The following is a 16,403-nucleotide window of genomic DNA, read 5'->3' as shown; positions in this document are numbered from 1 at the left end:
TTCGTGAGTAGAAAATTCTCTACGGCTCACCACTAAATAACAGAGCAGATTATGAATAAAGGTGTGGTTAAGTGGTTCAATGCAGATAAAGGCTTTGGCTTCATTACCCCGGAGGATGGAAGCAAAGATTTATTTGTCCATCATTCAGAAATTAAGAGTGGCGGTGGCTTTGCTGTGCTCAACGATGGGCAGCAGGTTGAATATGAAATAGGCCAAGGCCAAAAAGGTCCATGTGCAAATAATGTCCGCCCACTCTAATTCGAATAAATCATCGATAAGAATTTAACCTTGTTGACCCAGGCCCTTGCTGAGCAAACACAAATATGGACCTGCAGCTCAAAAAGTTAAGCTCTGGTTAAAGCCGTTCTAATTCAGGAGAGCCACGGAGAGTCTGCAAAAAACAATGCAATCCGTGGAGCTTCTGGAAGGTTTTCAGGCTGGATTAAAGCTTCTACTTAAGCTTTCAGTTGTCAGTCGTTTTTAATCTTGCGTGGACACAATGTGGACTCTTCAACGAAAAAAGGCAATACCAACTAAATTGATATCGCCTTTTAGCGTCTATAACTTTTTGATTTTGTTATATTTTACTGGCGCGCTCGGGAGGATTCGAACCTCCGACCGCCTGGTTCGTAGGCCCACATAATTCCTAATGGAATCAATGAGTTAGGCTGATATTTTGCACCGACAGCGCCTACGTAACCCCTCGCTTCACCCACCTATAACTCTGATTTTGCACCATGGGGATTGTACACTTTTACAGCTCCCCTGGTTCTGATTCGTTTTGGCCAATTTGGCGTTCATTTTGGTCTTGAATAATTCTGGGGTCTTAGGGGGTAGATTTTATGCTGGCTCTAGAGCCGGTCTACTTGCCCTGGCGACCTTTACCGGTTTTTTGGCATCATCTCTCTCGCGAATATGATAGAGGCGGTAATCCATCTCTATACGCATCAGTACCTTTGCTGAAAATCCGAACACTTTTTCAATTCGAACTGCCAGTTCTTCACTTAGTGGTGCTTTATCGTTTAGTACCTCTGAAAGGTGTTTACGTGATATTCCCAGACGTTTAGCAATTTCGTCTTGGGATAGCTCCAAGTCCGCAAATTGCCAGTATTTCAGCGTAGCACCAGCCGACATTGGGGCAACTTTTCTTTTGATAGTCATAGTTCCGTACCGTATCCGATTGTCGCGTGTCTGAAGCAAGTTTTGAGCAGATTTAGCTATGATAGTCCTCGTAGTCCAGAATATGGGCATCAGTTCCGTCAAAATTGAACGTGATGCGGTAGTTGCCTGTCACCCACACTGCCCAATCGCCGAAGTTTTTCCCTTTCCTACCCTTCAAGGGATGTACCCCTTTGCCGGCATTACGCAGTTCTTCTGTATTTGTCGAACTGTTAATAGCGTGCATGATCGCACGCATCTTCTTTTGAATCGCTGGACGTGCGTCTATTCGGCTAGATCTTCCATGGTTAAACAGCTCCTCGAGCCCTTTATTTTTAAAGCTCTTGATCATTTTTTGTCCTTTATTGATGATTCAGTGTAACCTAGTAGGTTACATTCGACAAGTTTTGAGGTTATCTTGTCGCAGGAATCACTCTGGCTTTGCGATTGTAAACGGCCTCCATCTTCTTGCTGCGATGGCCACCCTCGTTGTTTTTGTGATCGGTGATCCCCTTAGCTTTGATGTCATGGAAGGTAAAAGCCTCGGTCAAATAGAACTTACCATTCGATGCTGCTGCGCCATCTTGTCTCGCCTCATCCGCCAGGGCCGCGGGTAGAGCCCAGGTTGTCTCAAGTGCCTTCTTCACCAGTCTCTGCCAGGCGCTGTCGAGAGCATTCTTGGTATAAGCAGTGCCATCTTTACGGTGCAATAGAAACCCCCTATCAGGGGCTTCTGGGTGAATTTTGCGACAATTAGCTATTGCGGCCTGGAGGCGATCACTCATGGCCGTGATCTCATTCTTGCTACCCTTTCCACGACGTAGGAATAGCCCCTGCCGCTGGATGTCTAACTCTGTAAAAGCAAATACTTCTCCACGGCGTGCGCGACATAGGTAGGCAAGCTCCATTGCTGGAGCAAAGATAGGCGTGCGCATACTTGCTGCGACTTGGTAAACCAAAGCGTATTCCCAATCCTCAATATAGCGATCGCGCGAGGTCTCCTTGTTTCTGGTTACACCCTCACAAGGATTAAACTTGACTGGTGACAGGCGCTGACGACCCCAATTGAAAGCTGCGCAGAGATATTGAATATGCCGGTTTGCAGCAACTTTGCTCGGGTATGTGTCAAGATAGCCCCGCATGTGGCGAGTATTAAGTTTATCGAGCGGGAACTCTCCGAGAAGTCGGCCATTACTGACAGGGAAGTTGCAGATTGTTCGTTGGTACCCTTCATAGGATTTGCGTGTACTTAGGGCCAGCTCGCGGTACTGTGGGCTTTTATGGTACTGCTTAAGCAGCCAGAATAGATCATGTGCTACCTGCTTTCCGAGTATTGCTGCGAGGCGATCATAGACCAAAGCTTGTGAACCGCGTGCTTCATCCACAGTACATATTAGAATTGGGGCGAACCATTGCCCTTTTTCATACTTCCGATAGATGACCTTCCCGCGTTTTACTGTGCAGTGCCGAGGGAGCCATGCGAACTCTCCATTTTTTTTTCGCCCGCGAGTCATCTGCCAACCCTCACATTGTCCCATTCAGATATTGAGTCTTGGGCTTCTACAGATTTCAGTAGCGTGCCGTCAATTGCACCTTGCGATGTTGCTATGCAGCCACCAATACCCACAACGTACGGTATTCTGGCCCTGTTCAGCAAACGTATTAAGTCTTTGCGACGCTCACAATTAAGCCAAGCCTTCAGCTGATCTTCTTCTAGGAGTTCGCTCATAGTTCATCCTACAATTGATTGGAGCATCAACCCCGCTCCTACTTTCCAACTAACCACGGTAAGGGTTGCTTGGGTGTTGGATTTACCATTGGAATAACCTTACCGTAAGGCGTTGCAGGAACTGCTCCGCACCTCCTGCAGGACGGGGTGGGTGGATTTATACCTAGCCAGATAGCCGGTACTGTTACAGGGCCATCGCAGCGGCTACAGGTTCCTTTAACTATCTCTGTCATGGCTTTTCCTCCACTCGCTTAAATTCAATAACCCATACCCAGGGGTTGGCATCCCAGCTGCCATCCCCATAGATTGATTCCCAAAGAAAACTGAATGTTTCCTTAGACTGGCGTGTATTGAATATCTCCTCCGATTCATCGCACGCATAGCCAAAGCTATTCCTCAATTCCCTAGTGACGCCCTCGCAGTAAGCGTCTTCTTGGCTCATTTCCCGCAAACGCTCGACTCGAATATTGGTAATTTCAAGGGTTATACGGCTGGCCCAGCGGGGCATGTGGATCGAGGGTTTCCACTTTTCTTCACCGATCTCCGCGTCAGAACGATAGAAAGGTACGCCAGATCGGCAATTACACGGTTCATAGTGCGGGCAGTCGTTGTGTGTAGAGAGCCTGAACGTCTCCCGCACCCACAGACGGTCGCCTTCTTCTCCACAAGGACAGGTAGTATCTACAAACCCTGCTTGCCAAGCGGAAGTCATCACTTGGGATAGCGTTTGTTCATCTCTCAAGCCACCTATCTGCTTTATGGCGGATTCACCACTGGCACCATTAAATGGTTGTGGCTTTATAATGCGGCGCGTCTGAGTTTTCCTACCCTCCAGAATCGCGCGAACCATTGGCCCATTGAATAAGATGGGGCGCTCTTTAAATTTATCGCTCATGTGCATTTCCACTCAATCTGCATTAGTACTGGAAATTTGGTCGATACTAGCCTTCCCTCTAAAGGGCTTTTCTCTGGATACTTTGGCTAGTCCTTTCCTTACCAGCGCCTTTGCGGTTCCCATTTGTATACGGTTACGGTCATGCTTGACACTCCCAGATACATAAAAACTGTACCGGACTTCGTTGTAGTCGAGAGAACCATGCTTTTTTAATAATTTGAGTGCGGCTGTCTGGACGCTAGTTAATCCCTTTACGCGTGAATTCCACTTCTCCACCAACAAATCCGTTTCATCGGCTAGCGTGGGTTCTGTGAATACATGGCAACCAGTGCACTCTATCCAATAGCCTCCGTCATAATCATTTAGTTCAGCATCGTCCCCACAAAACGGGCATTGCAAGAGTTTCACGCTACGCTCCTTTCTTGCTCGGGAACGGTTACACCACAATTCGCCCGCACCAGGGCGCGAGCCACAGCTGGGCTGACACTGTTCCCACACATGCGGGTCTGCGCGGTCTTTGATAGGGGTTTGCCCTCGTGAGTGGCGTCTATGATGTAATCCTCGGGAAAGCCCTGGGCGCGGTAGAGTTCTCGCGGTGCCAGCATTCGCATACCGATATCCACGATGCGGTAAGGCTCGCCGTGAACTGTCACCAAGCCAAACCGGGCTTTGCTGGTAACTGTGTGCAGAGGATCATTTAGGTTTGCACCTACTGCCGTGCCGAAATATTTCACAAGGAAAGCGCGCACCTCGCCGAAGTGCCCACCCGTGGTGACTGTGTGCATTGGCTCGCGCAAGTCCTGGCCGTCGCAGTTGTTGCGCAGTTTCAGGAGGTGGCTAGTCACCAGCGCGTGGTGATCGGTGGCGGTGACAGTGCTTATCGGCTGCTGCAGGTCGCAGCCTGGGCCGGTGTAGTTGCCGCCGTAATGTTTGGCGAGAAAAGCGGCGCACAGTGCAAAGCGGTTTTCCGTGGTCTGCGTGGCCAGCGGCTGATCCATGGTGCGACCACGAGCCCGGCCCCCTTTATCACCGTAGTAAGGCTGGATATAGGGCGCTACCAGGCAGTGCTCCTGCTTACTGGTGATAGTGGTCAGTGGCTCGTTTAGCCGGTACTGCATACCGTCACGGCCCCAGCCGGTGTGGCCGAGACGCACAATAAAGGGCGCGGGATTGTCGATCACAAATCGCTGGATTCCGCGAGCAATACGGCGCAGGGTGTTTTCTGCCAACGGGCGTTTACGCTCAAAGATGCTTGGACAGGGGATACTCCAGTCAATGCACTCAGCCGCAGTTCGGTAGGGTATCAACCCCTCACCGTGGGTAGGCTCGGGCCAGACAATTGGGCGGCCATCGCAGCGGGCTATCAAAAATAGGCGCTTGCGCGAGGTAGGCGCACCGTAATCACAGGCGCGCAGTTCGCGGTGCTCGACCTGATAACCGAGGTCGATAAGCTGTTGCCGCCATTGCTGGAATGTTTGGCCTCGGCGTTCCTTACAGGGGCGGCCTGCGGTATCCAATGGCCCCCAGGTCTGAAACTCCTCGACGTTCTCCAACATAATCACGCGCGGGCGAACGGTTGCCGCCCAGCGAATAGCAACCCAGGCCAAGCCCCGGATCTTTTTCTCTACGGGCCTGCCGCCTTTGGCCTTGGAGAAGTGTTTGCAGTCGGGACTAAACCACGCCAACCCAACGGGCCGGCCCCGGGTTACTTTGCGAGGGTCCACATCCCACACACTCTCGCAGTAGTGCCGCGTGTGTGGGTGGTTTGCCTGATGCATGGCAATCGCTTCGGAGTCATGGTTGATGGCAATATCCACCGGACGGCCAAACCCCTGCTCGATCCCCTCGCTGGCTCCACCACCGCCGGCGAAGTTGTCAACAATTAGCTCGTCGTGAAATTCAAAGCCCATTTGGGGCTCGGCTAACCTACTGCGCTTGCGCACGCTGCCATATTTTCGGCTCTGTGTAATCACTGTGCTGGGCCCTTCATGGTCGCATCGTCGTCACCAGCACCTTGGCTGTGTGGCCCTTAGCTCGAATAGTGGCCGCCGCAGCCCCACGCTCTCCGGCAAGCTCAAAGATGGCCGATGAGTATGGAGACCCCATTGCTCTTGCTGCTTTTTCTAGCCTCACCAGATAGCTGGTATTGAACTGTACCCGCTTGGCCGGTGCCGGCTCGTGCTTATCTATAAGCGCCCCCAGATCGGGAAACCGACCTTCGGTCACAATGCGGGTCCAAAGGCGTATAGGAAAACCATTGCTCTGCACCAGTTTGCCGTTGGCCTTAAAGAACCACAGAAAGCCCTCATCCTCGGAAATCGGGACCAACTCGGTGGTATCGGCAACCTTTGGAATATTCCCATTAATATCCAGGATCAATGGCTCACTCAAAAGCGTGGCCTTCTCACACTCACCCCGAAATGCGGTGGGGCCATCAGCGGACTCGATAAAACCCGCTGGGTTTATATGTATCCCGTTTAAGTAATACCGGGCGTCATCTTTTGCCCTGAATATCGCAGCTGCTCGAAGCAGGCAGGCCGGCAGTTTTATTGCGTTTACGCCGCTCATTTTTCATTTCCCTGACCGGTGCGAACCGCGCGAACACAGGCCCAGTGGCTGCGGTGGTCGATGTCGACATGGCCGTGGTTGAAATTGACCACCCAAACAGCAGTTTCATTCCAGGCGAAGGGGGTGCTGGTCCAGTAGGCTTGGTTGCGGGTGTCCGGGAATTTTTCGGTGTCGATGGCCGGATCGTAGCAGGAGCGGTCTACCAGGGTTTCGAGCTCGTCGAGCGTGGGCAGGCGCCAGCCATTGCCTAGCTCAGTCACGGCGTTCTCGGCTGCCTCGTAGGTGACGGCAGCACCGTCCAAGAGGGTGCTGCTCCATTCAAGGTTGCCGGCGCTTTCAGTTGTGGTGGTTTTGACATTCGGCTTTTGCATTATGTCCTCCGGTTAAAAATGGGCCCCGTACTGGCGGCCCTAACGGTTACTGCTGACTGAGTGCGCCGGGGCGCTGGATAAAATGTATTACCACTACCGTGAACCAAAATCGTCTTTGACCCTGGTGATTATTTTTCTGTTGGTAGGGATATGGTGTTCACTGTAGGGCGAGGCTTGGTCAATGTGTTCCTCAAAATATGCAAGGCAGGCTTCAAATCCGCCATTGTCCTGTCGCTTGGCTAATTCCTTGTAGTGGTCCCCCTTCAAAATGAGGCGCAAGCTGTTATCTTCATGCGTGGGGGAATACCCAAGGATGATAATTGCTGTTTCTGGTCCACTAACAAACAATGGGTTATTGTCCAGTTGCAGGTAGTAGTGTTTGGTTTCGGGCTGTTCTTGTTTCTCAGGACTGCCGCCATTCAAAAAAGCTGCACGATTGGCTGCATCTTCTTGGTTTGAGTGATCTGACTCCGGCTTCCACTGACCATCTGGTGTATAGAATCCAACGGTCCAAAGTCCGGGTTCGCTTTGCATATGAACGTACATGTCCTTCTCCTTAATTTAAAATTCGACTGACTTATAATTACCTCTGATTGAAAGCGCCGGTGCGCTATAGAAGCTCTCAGTTGCTATTGGCTGCTTTTTCTGTAACTTCAGAATCGATCAGGCTGCGAATCCACACCATGCCTTTGGCCGTGACCAATGCGGTGATGTGTTGTACCTGTACCGAGCCGCGCAAGTATTGCGTGCACTTGGGGAAGAGTAATTGCTCTTCAACAGCATGTTTTGTTGGTGAGTTTCGCATCGGTGCCTGGTCGCAGAGCAGGCCATTGTCACGCAGTTTCTGTAGCAAGGTATTTCTACCAATACCGACCGTGCGCGCGGCCTGGGTGAGGGTGAGCATCTTTTCCTTTTTCATGCGGCTTGATCCTCGGTTGCGTTGATTTCTGCTTCGCCATGCACTGCCTCACTAAGTTCGGCAATGTGCTCGCGCAGACTCTCAATTTGCAGCTGCTGCCCTTTCACAGTGCTTTTGAGGTCTGCAACGATCTCCAGTAGCTGCGAGAACTCATTCATGGCGGGGCACCGGTTGGGCTGGGTTGGAACCCAGTTCCAGTAGAAACAGCAGGCAGCAGGTGGCGTGTGCCAGGTGATGCCGGCCGGTCTCCTGGTCTTGTTCTTCACCACGCATATAGGCACTGATGTGGCGCAGGGCGGCGGCGGTGTAGCGACTCTGATAGTTGGGCACTTGGCGCCAGTTATCCGGGGCGTACTTTTCGGCACCATAGGTAAGTACCTGTACGACCTCTTCCATGCCGTTCCAGGGCAGAAGCTCCCAGCGGGGTTTGCCCTCGTCGTGCTTTTGACCGATCACCGCTTTTTGTTGAGTGCGGAGCCCTGACGCGGGCTGTGGTTGATTGCGGTTCATACGCCATCCTCCAGGAGTAGCCCGCGCCCGGTGATGGCCTTGAATTTTTTAAGATCCCGCACGAGGTGCTCAGCCAGCGCAGCGGCGTTACGATTCATCTTGATCATTGCATCGCAACGGGCGGCAAACTCCATTAGGGCAATGCAAGGCACCAGGACCGGATCATCTGCCAGGCGCATCTGAGCCACCATTGCATTTAGCAGGGCATATTTTTCTACATCGGTAGACTGAGGGGAGTGATAGCCGCCGGTTTTTCGGATAGCGGGCAGGACTTCCGAAGTAACCCAGCGGCGGAACTCTTGTGCCTTGGGTTTGCGGCTCTTGAGCACCGCATGGTATAGACCGGATTCATTGATGACGTTCATTTCCTGAGCGCCACCAAGGGTGGGCACAATGTGCCCACCCTTTTCATCATCATCCAAGTTCCGGGTTAAATCTTTAGCAGTTGCATACTCCAGCGCCGCCGCCACATCGGTAGCAACGAACCAGACCTCGCCATCAACTTCTATGACGCGTACAGCATGGGAGTGGAAGTCAAACGGAATGACAGAGGGATTAGGCATGGCAGCCTCCTTCGATAGCGGATTGTCCGCCACCCAGGAGGTCTCAATCTCGGAAGGGCGGCGGGGTAGACGGGTTGAGACTACCGCTCGAAGGAAACGGCGGGCCCGAAGGCCCCCCGAATACCCCACCATAACTACAAGGTTTCGCGCATAAAAAAAGACGCATACTGCTAGAGGCGTCTTCCTGGCGCCTTCGAAATACGGGGTCTCAATCCCGGCTCCCGATTTTGCGGGAGCGGGGTAAGCATTGCACTGTTCTCTGATCGCTGTCAACTGGGGGTCTTCGGCGTTCCTAGCGGCCGCGGTAAAGGTTGTCATGCGGCATCTCCACCAAAAGGATTGATGGGTGGCCAATCATTGTGTGTTGACTGTCGCCTCGGTGAAGGTATTAAGCGCACACGACGACCGTTGCCCTCGATAACTACAATGTGGCCGGTACAACGCTGAATTCGCTGGATACTGCGCTCGTTCATTGCGGTCGGGTGTATAAACACAGTGGCGGTCATGCCAGGTTCTCCCGGTTGCGGATACGGGTGGTTCTGATGGTGGGGCGACGTTGGAAGCGGGTGCGCATCAATTCGTTGGCGTCTGGTCCCGCACCGGCAATGACTGCTGCCAACAGGGCAAATTGAATCAGGCCGTGCTTAATAGCCTTGGCAACCGCATCGGTGCTGTTGCGGGCGCGGAGCTTAAAAAAACACTCGCTCAACAAGTTGTCGACATTGGCGACAGAACACCCCATAGCGGCGGCCGTTTCAGCATAAGAAAGGCCGCGTGCCCGGTGGGTTAGGGCTTCTGCCTGGCGCGGAGCCAGTGGCTTGTACTTCATCACCTGGATCCCTCTATAGGACCTTGCTGCATGGGGAATAAGTTAGTGATGTGCATGGCTGTTCTCCTTGTTGCTAAGAAAAATAGCAAACGCTATCAGATAATACAATAGCAATTGCTATTCATTTTGGCAAAAAGGCGACCATCATGTTGAATTTGGTCAGGATTTGGGGTGTATTTAGTTGATCTAGTGCGGGGTAGGGTGCGGAGTTACGACTTGCTGTTTCCTGCAGCCATCCATTGCTTACAGGTCAAGCTCTACCTTTTTAGCTACCCCGATAATGCGACAAGTGCCATTTATAGGGATGGGGGCGTAAGCTGGGTTAAGTGGCTTTAGGTACTTATTGGGGCCATCAATTACTAGACGTTTAAGAGTGGCTTCTTGTGTGTCCACTAGCTTAGCAATGACGATGGAACCGCTTGAGTAGTCTGCGTCAGGATCCACTATTACTACAGAACCCTCAGGAATAGAGATTCCAGTTGGGGCCGTCATCGAATCTCCTTTGACGCGTAATGCAAAAGCGTGTGGACCTACACGAGCGGAGGTTTCGCGCCATTCATCAGCCTCGCCAGGTCGGAAATTATCGACAATCTCCTCCCAGTCACCGGCCTGCACCCAACTGATTAATGGGACCCTGCCACGAATTCTGGGCCCAGGAGCCACGTTGGAGTGGTACGTCTCCGCCTCCTCTTTGACGGCAAAATCTTCCCTATGCGGCTTGTCGAGGTCAAAGCTACTTAGTTGCAGCTTCTCCTCCATCTTTCGGGCGGCCTTTTCCCCAAAATTTCGATGCTTATTCAGTAGTTGAGAAATATAGGTGGGGTCCACCCCAAATCGGCGGCCGAACTCAGCGGTAGTTTTGTGTTTGTTGACAAGTTGGCGGAGATTTTCCCGCCTGATCTCGCTTATATCCATCTTGCAATTCTTTCAGATATTAGCAAAACGTAAACTGATGTTTGCTATTGCCAAGATCGATAGCATACGCTATCGTAAATGTATGAACGCTATCGCCAAGGCCGTCTCCCTGGTCGGAACACAGAAGAAAATAGCTGACATGCTGGAGATTCCGCCAGCATGTGTATCGCAGTGGTGTAAAGGGGTTCGGAAAGTCCCTCCTCGCCATTGTAGAAGAATTGAGCAGGCAACCAGCGGTGCTGTCACTCGCTATGATCTGAGGCCGGATATTTTTGGCCCTTTAGAGGAGCAGATAGCTTTCCCAATAGTTGAAGAAGTCCAGCAGGCAAGTTGACCGGCCTGGGATTGGTAGGTGATAGCAGTACAACGATCATTATGACGCCTCCGGATTGGTGGAGCGCCCAGTCTGCCAACCAAAAGCGGTTCGGTTAATCGGCCTATACCTATGGAATTTCATACAGGGGGAGAAGGGTGGATAAGCAAGACGTGCAGAATGCAGTTGAGGAATTCTTAACATCAGAGAAGGGCGCAGCAATGGTGGCCGAATGCCTTTCTGGCCACCTCGCTAGCATGGATCAGACTCTGTTTGCTGTTAGTGCAGAAGAAGAGGGAGAGAACGCTCAGCAGGTTGCCAAAAGGCTGAAATCCCTCATGGGGTCTCAGGGGCCGGTTCTGGGAAGTTGACGACAACCCCGTCTGACATTTTTTGATCAGGGGAAATAAAGCTGCGGATGATTTCAATATACGTTCGTACTTGTTCCTCGTGTTTATGCTTATTTGAGTTGCGGATTACCGAACTCATACGCTTGTAAAGATTTTCTCGATCCACCGTTTCGGTCTTACAAAGTTCTAGGATTAAACAGACCAGGGCGAGACAAACACCTTGAAGTTTTGCATCCTGAATGGCGACCACCTCTGTGAGGTCCAAATTGATTTTGATGTCTTTCATAGTTCTTTCTTGTTAGTTGTTGGCTTGGGAGCTTTCAGGATACCGGGGAGCGTGACACCTGCACAGTGGTGCGACAGCCGGAGAGACGGCCATTTCAACGCGCAATGACGAACCTGCCCAGTGAAATATGGGAGGTCTCAGGAGGACTTATGACCAGACTAAATCAGTCTCGGGGTTGGACCACTACGGATGAACTCCGCTACCTGGAATCTGTAGCCAAAAGGCACGGTCGCCGGCTACCGGAACCCCTGCAGAAGTCATGGAAAATTCCGGTATTCGATGCGGAGCTTTTCCTGCGGGTTTGGCTGGATACCTGTGGCCGGAGACGATGGCCGCCCCGCTTCAATTTGCCAAAAGCGCGTCGAAAGGCAAAGGAATTACTTCGTGAGCTGCCGATTATGGCCTGTGCTGCATAGCGATTAACAAGGCTCTTTTTTTGCATTCAGTGGGGTTCCGCCTTAGGGGGATTTGAACCATGCACGATCAATGTACGCTGGAGGATGTGCGTCGAGCGCTGGATTTCCTGGACAGGGCGGATGAGCGCGATATCTGGATCAAGGTGGGTATGGCCATCAAGTCGGAGTTTGGTGACGATGGTTTTGATCTTTGGGATTGCTGGAGTCAGGGAGCCGATAACTACAACTGCGCTTCCGTAAAGTCTAGCTGGAAAAGTTTTAAGGCCGGCGGTGGTATTGGTATTGGCACTCTGTTTTCCCTGGCCAGGGAATGCGGATTTGTATTTGAGCGTCGGGCGCTAACTGCGAAAGAAAAGCAACAGTCCGCTCAGGAGCGCGTAGCACGTGAACGCCAGAGGGCGTTGGATACTGAACGGCAGGCAGCGGAGGAGACGGCCTGGTCTGAACGTATCGCCGTGATAGCGCAGTCCATATGGGCCAATCTAAAGCCAATGGGGCGTAGCCCCTACCTGGGCCGCAAGAAAGTAAAGGCTTACGGGTTGCGCTTCTTCTCCGGGCCACTTCTACTGGTGGAGCGTGGGAATGAGGTCAAGATGCTCACGGACTGGGCAAAGATCAAGCCAATTTTCGATATGCCCAAGGAGGAGCGTGAGCGCCAGGGCATCAAAATCCAGTTTTTCAAAAAGAAGCATGCGGCGCTGCCGTTAATGGATATCGACGGCAAGATCTGGAATCTGCAGGTACTGACGGAAAACAGCAAGACGTTCCTTCGGCACGGGCGCAAGTCAGGGCTCTTTTACTGGATCGGCAAGCCGGATCCGGGCAAGCCGTTGATTCTTGTAGAGGGCTATGCAACCGGTGCCAGCATCCGCGAAGCGACCACGATCGGCGAGCGCTACGAATGCCCGGTTGTGGTTTGTTTCGACTGCGGCAACCTGATGTCGGTGGCGATGCAGCTGCGGGAGCGCTACCCGGAGCAGCATATGGTGTTCGCTGCGGACGATGACTGCGGTACTGAGGGCAACCCGGGCATCACCAAGGCCACTGAGGCGGCGAAAGCCGTGGGCGGTGGCGTTTGGATTCCATCGCTAAATGGAGAGCTGGAGAAGGTCGCGTGAGTGCCGATAAGAAAAAGACCAATCTGGATTTCAACGATATACACGTGGCGCACGGCCTAGCGGAAGTCCGCCGCCAGTTCGATGTGTTTATGGAGAATGTGTCCTTCCTCCCCCGCTCCCCACCTAATGAGGCGCCCGCGGCTGTTGATCTGCCGCCGCCGGAATCTCCCGCACCCTCACTGATCGCAGAGGCGCGCGAAATTACACTTGAGGATGCACGCAAGCGCTTTGCCTTGATATCCGGCACTACCAAGGTGTGGGACGAGCATTTGCACCGGGAGCTGAAGTCGACGGCTTTCCGGGCCGAAGTTGGCGCCGCCGTAGCGAAGCAGTTCATGGATGCCGCGGAAAAGCGCAAGGTGCTGGAGCAGGACGTGCGCCAGTTCGTCGCTGCGCGCCAGGCCGCCCAGAAGGGGGCAGGGGGAGTCGGCGAGATGCTGCGGCGATTCACGTTGCTGGAGGGCACGGAGGAGGTGTGGGACCGCAAGCATTGGGAGCGCAACCCGCTTAAGGTGATAAAACATATCTTCCCGGATACCTATGACATTTGGTACCGGCATCCTGACCGAAAAATGGTGCCAAAAAAGAACGTGGTTTTTGACCCTACCCGCAAGGCGGATCCCAAGACGCATATCAATACCTTCCAGCGGCTACCCCTGAATCCGGTGCGCGACCTGGATAAATGCCGGAATATCCGCGCGCTGCTGTGGCACCTGTGCAACTGTGATGACGAGGTGTGGCGGTGGATGGTGCGATGGCTGGCCTACCCGTTGCAGTATGTGGGCTCAAAGATGGATACGGCCTTGCTGGTGCACTCTGATGTGCATGGGTCGGGAAAGTCGCTGTTCTTCGATGTGGTGATGCGCAGGGTCTACGGGGAATACAGTGCGACCCTGGGTCAGCACCAGATTGAGAGTACCTATACGGACTGGAAGTCGAGTCTGCTGTGGGGTGTGTTTGAAGAAATCTTTTCCCGGGACAAGAAGTATTCCCAGACGGGTAACATCAAACAGATGATTACCGGCGCCACCACCCGCATCGAGAAGAAATTTGTCAGCGGGTGGGAGGAGGCGAACTATATGAATAGCGCCTTTCTCTCCAATGAGGTGCTGCCATTCCCGGTGGAGCCTAGAGATCGGCGATTCCTGGTGGTGTGGCCGGAGAAAACGCTGCCACTGGAACTGCAGAAGGGTGTGGGTGAGGAGCTGGAGAGCGGCGGCGCGGAGGCCTTCTACGGCTGGCTGCTGGACCAGAAGCTGGGGGATTTCCATACCCGGACCAAGCCGCCAATGACCGAGGCCAAAGAACGATTGATCAGCTTCGGCCTGCCCAGTTGGGAGGTGTTTTATCGGGCTTGGGAGTCGAAGGAAACCGATGCGCCTTTCCACACCTGCCTCAGCGGTGATCTCTACCATGTGTACCGCAAGTGGTGCAGGGCGGGGGGCTTTCACCAGATGGATATGAACCGCTTTTCAGAGGCGATGGCGACCAGGGTGAAGAAAAAGAACCGGCTTGAGTACGACAGCCCTGGTGGATTCGGCAGGGGAATCAAGAAGGGGGTACAAGGTACCTTCTTCCTGATGCACGCGCCACCAGGTGGGAAAACACAGAAGGAGTGGCTGTCGGAGTGCGTGAGGACGTTCCGCGATGAGATCGGGGCCTTCCATGAGGAGCAGCCGACATGAGCCCCGTATACCCCCGTATAGGGCCCGTACATGACGGATATACAGTATACGGCTTTGCAGGCCGCGTCGTTGCTGGCGTTTTTGCGGTTCCCGTATACCTGTATAGCCATATCGCGCGCGCCCGCGCGCGCGTAACCCGTGACGGTTCCCCAGCTGGTGGACTCGAAGATTTTTTTCTCGCGCGAGGGGCAGCAATTTGCCCTACGGGTATACGGGACACTGAGAAAGTGCAGTAACCATGCGGGCTGTAGAGCCGTATACCTGCTTTTTTTGATGTACGGGCCCTATACGGGGGTATACGGGTTAGGTGATATGGGTGAAACCAGAGGGGGGGTGTGATGATTGAGCGTGTGCATTTGCGGTTCCAGGAGTGGGCGGCAGCGATGGAGGGCGGCGTGAGCAGCAATTGCCTACTGGGGCGCCTACAGGCCAACGGCGGGGTGTTCGTATCTGGAACGGGTCAGGGCGGGCACGTTATCCCGATTGATTCGGACGTGTTGGAAGTGGAGGAGTTCGTTCTGGCGTTGCCGCGGGATCTTGGCGATACAGTGCGGCTGTTCTATTTGCCGCCGTATCTGACCCATGACCAGGCGGCGAAGAAGTTGAGTATTTCCAAGTCGACGCTGTACCGGCGCATTGATGGGGTGCATGTGCTGTTCAATGCGGAAATTTTTCTCGGTGCACTGCCACGGGTTTCCTAAAAAAGTATTGACAGCGTGACAATGAAGTGATTGAATTCAGGTAACCTACGCAATAGGTGGGTAAACAGGAACCCGGCTCTCGAGCCGGGTTTTTCGTTCTTGGTCATTGGGAATCCATCCTGTACTTTGCGGCGCCTCCGGGCGCCGTTTCTTTTAGGTGACTGCCATGTTCAACAATCCCTACTTCTCGGATTCTGAGCTGGCCTGCCGTTGTTGTGGCAAAAACCACTTCTCAGATGAGACCTTGCACCGATTGATCAGGGTGAGGGAGCGGTTTGCCAAACCGATGGTGATCAACTCGGGTTATCGCTGCCCCGCGCACTGCGCCAAGATCGGCTCCACCATGACGCACACCACGGGGCAGGCGGTGGATGTATCAGTTGCTGGTGGGCGGGCCTATGAGCTGCTGAGTATCGCGCAGGAGGAAGGGTTTACCGGTATCGGCGTGAAGCAGAAAGGCGCTCATGGCGGCCGATTCATCCACATGGATGACCTTGAGCCCGTACCGGGCGAGCGGACCCGGCCTACTGTATGGAGTTATTGAGGGGGACGTGTAGAGGGCTCAGTGTTCAAGCTGGGCAGTAATCCTTGGCCCCATAGTTTCCGCTTTCTACCGCTAATTATTTTTCAAAAAAATTTGTTTTGTGGGGCGCATTGCAGCACGCGTATACGCACTCGAATTCCTGCTACAGCTGAATCGCCGTGCACAAGTGCTTGAAGGGCGTGGCAAGAATGAGTTGCACTGCCTACCGTCTAACCCAGTGCTCGGATTGCCGCGAGGTCACTATCGGCCCTCGCGGCACCATGGTGAGCAGCTTTGTGAGGGTGATCCCATAGATAATGTGACCAAATGGGAGGGTGAATTTCGATCACTGTAACTGTTATTTTTTCAGGGAGGCTTATTTCTCCTAAAAAACTAATGAATACAGGGGGTTACATTCTTTGGTGTTTATTGGGATACTGGTCAGAGTGACCATTTTTCCATATGTGACGATAGTGGAAAATTGCTGTATTTGACTGATTTATAGAGAATTTTTGAGAATCTTGTGCGAAATTTATCCAGAAATACTGATCAAG

General features: G+C 52.9%; 23 protein-coding genes. 6 read left to right on the top strand and 17 right to left on the bottom strand.

Translation table 11 applies throughout. The features are described 5' to 3' along the window. Positions 1 to 51 precede the first annotated feature (51 nt). The gene (locus ABVT36_RS16155) at positions 52 to 258 is read left to right on the top strand and encodes a cold-shock protein (protein ID WP_367150003.1); all 207 of its coding nucleotides are present in this window, start codon (positions 52 to 54) and stop codon (positions 256 to 258) included. A 582-nt stretch (positions 259 to 840) separates the two neighbouring features. Here ABVT36_RS16155 and ABVT36_RS16150 read toward each other — a convergent pair. The 16 genes from ABVT36_RS16150 to ABVT36_RS16075 form a co-directional block, all read right to left on the bottom strand. Then, complete coding sequence (locus ABVT36_RS16150) at positions 841 to 1,161, bottom strand: HigA family addiction module antitoxin (protein ID WP_368457461.1); 321 nt, start codon at positions 1,159 to 1,161, stop codon at positions 841 to 843. Between the two features lie 52 nt (positions 1,162 to 1,213). After that, positions 1,214 to 1,510 (bottom strand): type II toxin-antitoxin system RelE/ParE family toxin, encoded by a 297-nt coding sequence (locus ABVT36_RS16145; protein ID WP_368457460.1) that lies wholly within the window; start codon positions 1,508 to 1,510, stop codon positions 1,214 to 1,216. A 61-nt stretch (positions 1,511 to 1,571) separates the two neighbouring features. Beyond that, positions 1,572 to 2,543 (bottom strand): hypothetical protein, encoded by a 972-nt coding sequence (locus ABVT36_RS16140; RefSeq protein WP_368457459.1) that lies wholly within the window; start codon positions 2,541 to 2,543, stop codon positions 1,572 to 1,574. A gap of 125 nt (positions 2,544 to 2,668) precedes the next feature. Next, positions 2,669 to 2,887 carry a hypothetical protein gene (locus tag ABVT36_RS16135; protein ID WP_368457458.1) on the bottom strand — a complete coding sequence of 73 codons (219 nt, stop codon included), beginning with the start codon at positions 2,885 to 2,887 and terminating at the stop codon, positions 2,669 to 2,671. A gap of 229 nt (positions 2,888 to 3,116) precedes the next feature. After that, positions 3,117 to 3,782 (bottom strand): hypothetical protein, encoded by a 666-nt coding sequence (locus tag ABVT36_RS16130; protein WP_368457457.1) that lies wholly within the window; start codon positions 3,780 to 3,782, stop codon positions 3,117 to 3,119. Positions 3,783 to 3,794: 12 nt separating this feature from the next. After that, positions 3,795 to 4,190, bottom strand: coding sequence for a Lar family restriction alleviation protein (locus ABVT36_RS16125; RefSeq protein ID WP_368457456.1), 396 nt, complete (start codon positions 4,188 to 4,190; stop codon positions 3,795 to 3,797). Further along, positions 4,187 to 5,692, bottom strand: coding sequence for a DNA cytosine methyltransferase (locus ABVT36_RS16120; RefSeq protein ID WP_368457455.1), 1,506 nt, complete (start codon positions 5,690 to 5,692; stop codon positions 4,187 to 4,189). The genes ABVT36_RS16125 and ABVT36_RS16120 overlap by 4 nt, the downstream gene beginning before the upstream one ends. A gap of 76 nt (positions 5,693 to 5,768) precedes the next feature. Further along, positions 5,769 to 6,350, bottom strand: a complete 582-nt coding sequence (locus tag ABVT36_RS16115) for a hypothetical protein (RefSeq protein WP_368457454.1) — start codon at positions 6,348 to 6,350, stop codon at positions 5,769 to 5,771. After that, the gene (locus ABVT36_RS16110; protein ID WP_368457453.1) at positions 6,347 to 6,721 is read right to left on the bottom strand and encodes a DUF1566 domain-containing protein; all 375 of its coding nucleotides are present in this window, start codon (positions 6,719 to 6,721) and stop codon (positions 6,347 to 6,349) included. Before ABVT36_RS16110 ends, ABVT36_RS16115 begins: the two co-directional genes overlap by 4 nt. A 93-nt stretch (positions 6,722 to 6,814) precedes the next feature. Beyond that, entirely contained in the window at positions 6,815 to 7,267 is a 453-nt protein-coding gene (locus tag ABVT36_RS16105; protein WP_368457452.1) for a hypothetical protein, read from the bottom strand. 76 nt (positions 7,268 to 7,343) lie between these two features. Next, positions 7,344 to 7,640, bottom strand: coding sequence for a phage antirepressor KilAC domain-containing protein (locus tag ABVT36_RS16100; protein WP_368457451.1), 297 nt, complete (start codon positions 7,638 to 7,640; stop codon positions 7,344 to 7,346). Then, positions 7,637 to 7,798 carry a hypothetical protein gene (locus ABVT36_RS16095; RefSeq protein WP_368457450.1) on the bottom strand — a complete coding sequence of 54 codons (162 nt, stop codon included), beginning with the start codon at positions 7,796 to 7,798 and terminating at the stop codon, positions 7,637 to 7,639. Before ABVT36_RS16095 ends, ABVT36_RS16100 begins: the two co-directional genes overlap by 4 nt. Further along, positions 7,791 to 8,150: a dATP/dGTP diphosphohydrolase domain-containing protein gene (locus tag ABVT36_RS16090; protein WP_368457449.1), complete on the bottom strand. Its 360-nt coding sequence runs from the start codon at positions 8,148 to 8,150 to the stop codon at positions 7,791 to 7,793. The genes ABVT36_RS16095 and ABVT36_RS16090 overlap by 8 nt, the downstream gene beginning before the upstream one ends. Next, the gene (locus ABVT36_RS16085; protein WP_368457448.1) at positions 8,147 to 8,713 is read right to left on the bottom strand and encodes a Bro-N domain-containing protein; all 567 of its coding nucleotides are present in this window, start codon (positions 8,711 to 8,713) and stop codon (positions 8,147 to 8,149) included. Before ABVT36_RS16085 ends, ABVT36_RS16090 begins: the two co-directional genes overlap by 4 nt. A gap of 502 nt (positions 8,714 to 9,215) precedes the next feature. Further along, positions 9,216 to 9,542: a response regulator transcription factor gene (locus ABVT36_RS16080; RefSeq protein ID WP_368457447.1), complete on the bottom strand. Its 327-nt coding sequence runs from the start codon at positions 9,540 to 9,542 to the stop codon at positions 9,216 to 9,218. 243 nt (positions 9,543 to 9,785) lie between these two features. Further along, a complete protein-coding gene (locus tag ABVT36_RS16075) occupies positions 9,786 to 10,457 on the bottom strand; it encodes a LexA family protein (RefSeq protein WP_367151224.1) in 672 nt (223 codons plus the stop codon). Positions 10,458 to 10,494: 37 nt separating this feature from the next. Between ABVT36_RS16075 and ABVT36_RS16070 the strand changes: the two genes are divergently transcribed. Then, complete coding sequence (locus tag ABVT36_RS16070) at positions 10,495 to 10,791, top strand: helix-turn-helix domain-containing protein (protein ID WP_367151223.1); 297 nt, start codon at positions 10,495 to 10,497, stop codon at positions 10,789 to 10,791. A 315-nt stretch (positions 10,792 to 11,106) separates the two neighbouring features. On the opposite strand, the gene ABVT36_RS16065 is transcribed toward ABVT36_RS16070, so the two are convergent. Further along, positions 11,107 to 11,406, bottom strand: a complete 300-nt coding sequence (locus ABVT36_RS16065; protein ID WP_368457446.1) for a hypothetical protein — start codon at positions 11,404 to 11,406, stop codon at positions 11,107 to 11,109. Between the two features lie 475 nt (positions 11,407 to 11,881). Here ABVT36_RS16065 and ABVT36_RS16060 point away from each other — a divergent pair, with 475 nt between their 5' ends. The 4 genes from ABVT36_RS16060 to ABVT36_RS16045 all read left to right on the top strand — a co-directional run bounded on the left by ABVT36_RS16060 (position 11,882) and on the right by ABVT36_RS16045 (position 15,870). After that, positions 11,882 to 12,940: a PriCT-2 domain-containing protein gene (locus tag ABVT36_RS16060; protein ID WP_368457445.1), complete on the top strand. Its 1,059-nt coding sequence runs from the start codon at positions 11,882 to 11,884 to the stop codon at positions 12,938 to 12,940. Next, on the top strand, positions 12,937 to 14,625 hold the full coding sequence (locus ABVT36_RS16055; RefSeq protein ID WP_368457444.1) for a DUF5906 domain-containing protein: 1,689 nt from the start codon (positions 12,937 to 12,939) through the stop codon (positions 14,623 to 14,625). Before ABVT36_RS16060 ends, ABVT36_RS16055 begins: the two co-directional genes overlap by 4 nt. A gap of 395 nt (positions 14,626 to 15,020) precedes the next feature. Beyond that, on the top strand, positions 15,021 to 15,326 hold the full coding sequence (locus ABVT36_RS16050) for a hypothetical protein (RefSeq protein ID WP_368457443.1): 306 nt from the start codon (positions 15,021 to 15,023) through the stop codon (positions 15,324 to 15,326). A 166-nt stretch (positions 15,327 to 15,492) separates the two neighbouring features. Further along, the gene (locus ABVT36_RS16045) at positions 15,493 to 15,870 is read left to right on the top strand and encodes a D-Ala-D-Ala carboxypeptidase family metallohydrolase (RefSeq protein ID WP_368457442.1); all 378 of its coding nucleotides are present in this window, start codon (positions 15,493 to 15,495) and stop codon (positions 15,868 to 15,870) included. Positions 15,871 to 16,403 lie beyond the last annotated feature (533 nt).

This window comes from Microbulbifer sp. TYP-18, from assembly GCF_040932045.1.
Lineage (GTDB): Bacteria > Pseudomonadota > Gammaproteobacteria > Pseudomonadales > Cellvibrionaceae > Microbulbifer.
Note: the sequence above shows the minus strand (reverse complement) of the source record. Positions and strands in the feature narration are given on the sequence as shown.